The 3501-nt window shown below is 58.2% G+C and carries 4 protein-coding genes; all 4 read left to right on the top strand.

Features of this window, described 5'->3' with window-relative positions:
- On the top strand, positions 1-1068 hold a 1068-nt coding region (groEL, locus tag ABX749_RS26305; protein WP_372898620.1), incomplete at its 5' end, for a chaperonin GroEL.
- 129 nt (positions 1069-1197) lie between these two features.
- Positions 1198-2322, top strand: coding sequence for a molecular chaperone DnaJ (dnaJ, locus tag ABX749_RS26300; protein ID WP_145223236.1), 1125 nt, complete (start codon positions 1198-1200; stop codon positions 2320-2322).
- A 40-nt stretch (positions 2323-2362) separates the two neighbouring features.
- Positions 2363-2947: a nucleotide exchange factor GrpE gene (gene grpE, locus ABX749_RS26295; RefSeq protein ID WP_372898619.1), complete on the top strand. Its 585-nt coding sequence runs from the start codon at positions 2363-2365 to the stop codon at positions 2945-2947.
- A gap of 45 nt (positions 2948-2992) precedes the next feature.
- Entirely contained in the window at positions 2993-3292 is a 300-nt protein-coding gene (locus ABX749_RS26290) for an FmdB family zinc ribbon protein (protein WP_372898618.1), read from the top strand.
- Positions 3293-3501 lie beyond the last annotated feature (209 nt).

The following is a 3501-nucleotide window of genomic DNA, read 5'->3' as shown; positions in this document are numbered from 1 at the left end:
GAAGTCAACTACGTCGACGGGATGCAGTTCGACAAGGGATACATTTCCCCGTACTTCATCACCGATCCCGGCACGATGGAAGCGAACCTGGAAAACGCTTTGGTGCTGCTGTATGAAAAGAAGATCAGCAACATCCGCGACCTGGTTCCGTTGTTGGAGAAAACGGCTCAAACGGGCCAGCCGTTGTTGATCATTTCCGAAGACGTCGACGCCGAAGCGTTGACGTTGTTGGTGGTCAACAAGCTGCGTGGCACGTTGAACGTCTGTGCCGTCAAGGCGCCTGGGTTCGGCGATCGTCGCAAGGCGATGTTGGGTGACATCGCGACGCTGACCGGCGGAACGTTGATCAGCGAAGACCTCGGCATCCAGCTGGAAAACGTCACGCTGGAACAACTCGGTCGTGCCAAGAACGTGACGGTCGACAAGGGCAGCACCACGATCATCGAAGGCGGCGGAAAACGCAGCGACATCGATCAGCGTGTGGCTCAGATTCGGGCTCAAATCGAGCAAACCGACAGCGACTATGACAAGGAAAAGTACCAAGAGCGATTGGCCAAACTGGCCGGTGGTGTTGCGGTTGTCAGCGTCGGTGCCGAAACCGAAGCCGAGATGAAGCAAACCAAGGCGCGTTTGGAAGACGCCTTGCACGCGACCCGTGCGGCTGTCGAAGAAGGCATCTTGCCCGGCGGTGGCGTTGCTTTGGTGCGTTGTGCCGAAGCCGTCCAGGCGGCCAAGTCGAAAGCCAAGGGCGACGAGAAGATCGGCGTCGAAATCGTGCTCCATGCACTCAGCGCCCCGATGAAGCAGATCGCCGACAACGGCGGGATCGACGGAAGCGTGGTGGTCGACGAGGTGAGCCAGAAGGACACCAACATCGGATACAACGCCCACACCGGTCAGTACGTCGACATGTACAAAGCCGGCGTCATCGACCCGGTCAAGGTGGTTCGCACCGCGTTGACCAACGCCGGCAGCATCGCAGGTTTGTTGCTGACGACCGAAGCTTTGGTGACGAACTTTGAACAGGAAGACAAAGACCGTCTGCCTGTCGAAGGCGTGATCGCGTAGCCGATCCTGGAGACTTGCATTTACTACAGCGGGTCGCTGCCTAACCATCGGCAAGCGGCCCGCTTTTTTGTCCGATCCTCATGCGACGTGGCGGCGTCGCCACCCCAACGGCGTGTGCCGTGAGTGATGATGAGCGAAAAGCAATGCTACTACGAAATCCTTGGTGTCGACCGGGGTGCTGGCAAAGTCGAGATTGATCGCGCCTACCGAAAGCTGGCGATCAAGTACCATCCCGACAGCAGTAAAGCCGAAGACGCCGTCGAGCGGTTCAAGGAGGCGTCGGAGGCTTATGAAGTCCTGAGTGATGCCGACAAACGCGCTCGCTATGACCGTTTCGGGCATGCCGGCGTGGATGGGGCTCACAGCCAGTTCAACGACGTCGAAGACATCTTCGAAGCGTTCGGAGAGATGTTCGGTGGCGGCGGCATGTTCGGCGATTTGTTCGGCGGGCGTGGCGGCGGCGGTGGTCGACGGCGACGAACACGGCGCGGTGCCGACATTCGCTGTAACGTCACGTTGACCTTGGATGAAGCCGCCAAGGGCGTCAGCAAAGATCTCTCGTTTCGTCGCAACGTCGGTTGCAAGACCTGTGCGGGCAGCGGTGCCGCCCCCGGCAGTCAACCGGAAACCTGTGCGACGTGCGGCGGACGCGGGCAAGTGGTGCAGTCGGCGGGGATTCTGCGGGTCCAAACGGCCTGTCCCCATTGCGGCGGTGCCGGACAACAAATCAGCCAACCCTGTAGCGATTGCCGTGGCAGCGGATTGCAGTCCGAAAAAGCCGAACTGACCGTCGAGATTCCCGCCGGTGTCGACGACGGGATGCGGGTGCGTGTGCAAGGTGAAGGCGAAGCGAGTCCCGACGGCGGTCCGCCCGGAGATTGCTACTGCTTCATCACCGTCAAAGAACACGAGTTGTTTAAACGCGACGGCAGCAGTCTGATCCTGCAATTGCCGATCTCCTACAGCCAGGCCGCGTTGGGCGCCGAGATCGAAATTCCGACGCTCGATGGGCCAGAAAAATTACGGATCGAGCCGGGCACACAGAACGGCGAGGTGTTCACCGTTCGTGGCAAAGGCGTGGTCGACCCCCGCGGAGGACGCGTCGGCGATCTGCTGGTGCAAGTCTTCATCGAGGTCCCCAAGCATCTGTCCACAGAGCAGGAAGAGCTGTTGCGGAAATTGGCCGATCTGGATTCCGAATCGGTGTTGCCGCATCGGAAGACATTTCTTGAAAAGGTAGCGGACCTGTTTTAGGACATTTTTCTAACGTTCATTTAATCTGCGATAGCGAATCATGAATAGTGACGGAAAGACAGAACTGGAAAACGAAAGCCCGCCCGAGGAAGACGTCTCGGCAGCCGAGCAGCAAACGACCGATGAAGCATTTCTCGATGAGTCGGTTGCCGATGTGCCTCCGACGCGTGACGAGGAAATGGAGCGGTTGCGATCGGCCGCCGCCGAAGCCGACAAGCGTGTCTTGCAGGCACAGGCCGAAGCCGAAAACTTTCGCAAGCGGATGCGACGGGACTTCGAAGATCAAGTCAAATTCGCCTCCACCGATTTGATCGTCGACCTGTTGCAGGTCCGCGATAACTTGAATCGTGCGATCGACGCGGCACAGTCGGGTGAGCAAGGCAGCGGCTTGTTGGAAGGCGTTGCCATGGTCATCAAACAGATGGACGACGTGCTCGGCAAACACGGCGTCGTTGAGATTCCGGCCGAAGGCGAAGTCTTTGATCCGAATGTACACGAAGCGATTTCGCAAATCCCCAGCGACGTCGAAAGCGGCAAGGTGGCACACGTGGCCGTCAGTGGATTCAAGCTGCATGATCGTGTGATCCGACCCAGCCAAGTCGTTGTCAGCACGGGACCTGCCTAACGGACAGTTTGGTTTTGCAATTCATCTATCATTGGAATCACATCGATGCCGACCTATGACTACGAATGCGGTGCCTGCGGACATGAAATGGAGTTGTTCCAAGGCATCAACGACCCGGTCAAGAAGAAATGCCCGGAGTGCGGTAAATTGAAACTGAAGCGGTTGTTCGGCAGCGGTGCCGCGATCGTGTTCAAGGGCAGCGGTTTCTATCAAACCGATTATCGCAGTGAGGGCTACAAGAAGGCTGCCAAAGCGGACAAGAAGTCGACGTCGGAGACGAAGTCGGAATCCAAGTCCAGCGATTCAAAATCCAAACCGAGCGGCAAATCGAAGTCGGGCGACTGAGACTCGATCGCAAAACTCTCACCCCAAGGTTCAGCATGCCGCACCAGTTGTCTCCGCGCCGCTTGTTTGCCGATCGTTCGGCCGTGCTGGTGATCGACTTTCAAGAAAAGCTGGTTCCGGTGGTTCCCTCCGGTGAGGACGCGGTGCAGTTTACCGAGTCATTGCTGGAAGCGGCCGAGGTGTTGGGGATTCCGTCGGCGGCAACCGTG

Source organism: Stieleria sp., assembly GCF_041595215.1.
Taxonomy (GTDB): Bacteria; Planctomycetota; Planctomycetia; order Pirellulales; family Pirellulaceae; genus Stieleria; species Stieleria magnilauensis.
Note: the sequence above shows the minus strand (reverse complement) of the source record. Positions and strands in the feature narration are given on the sequence as shown.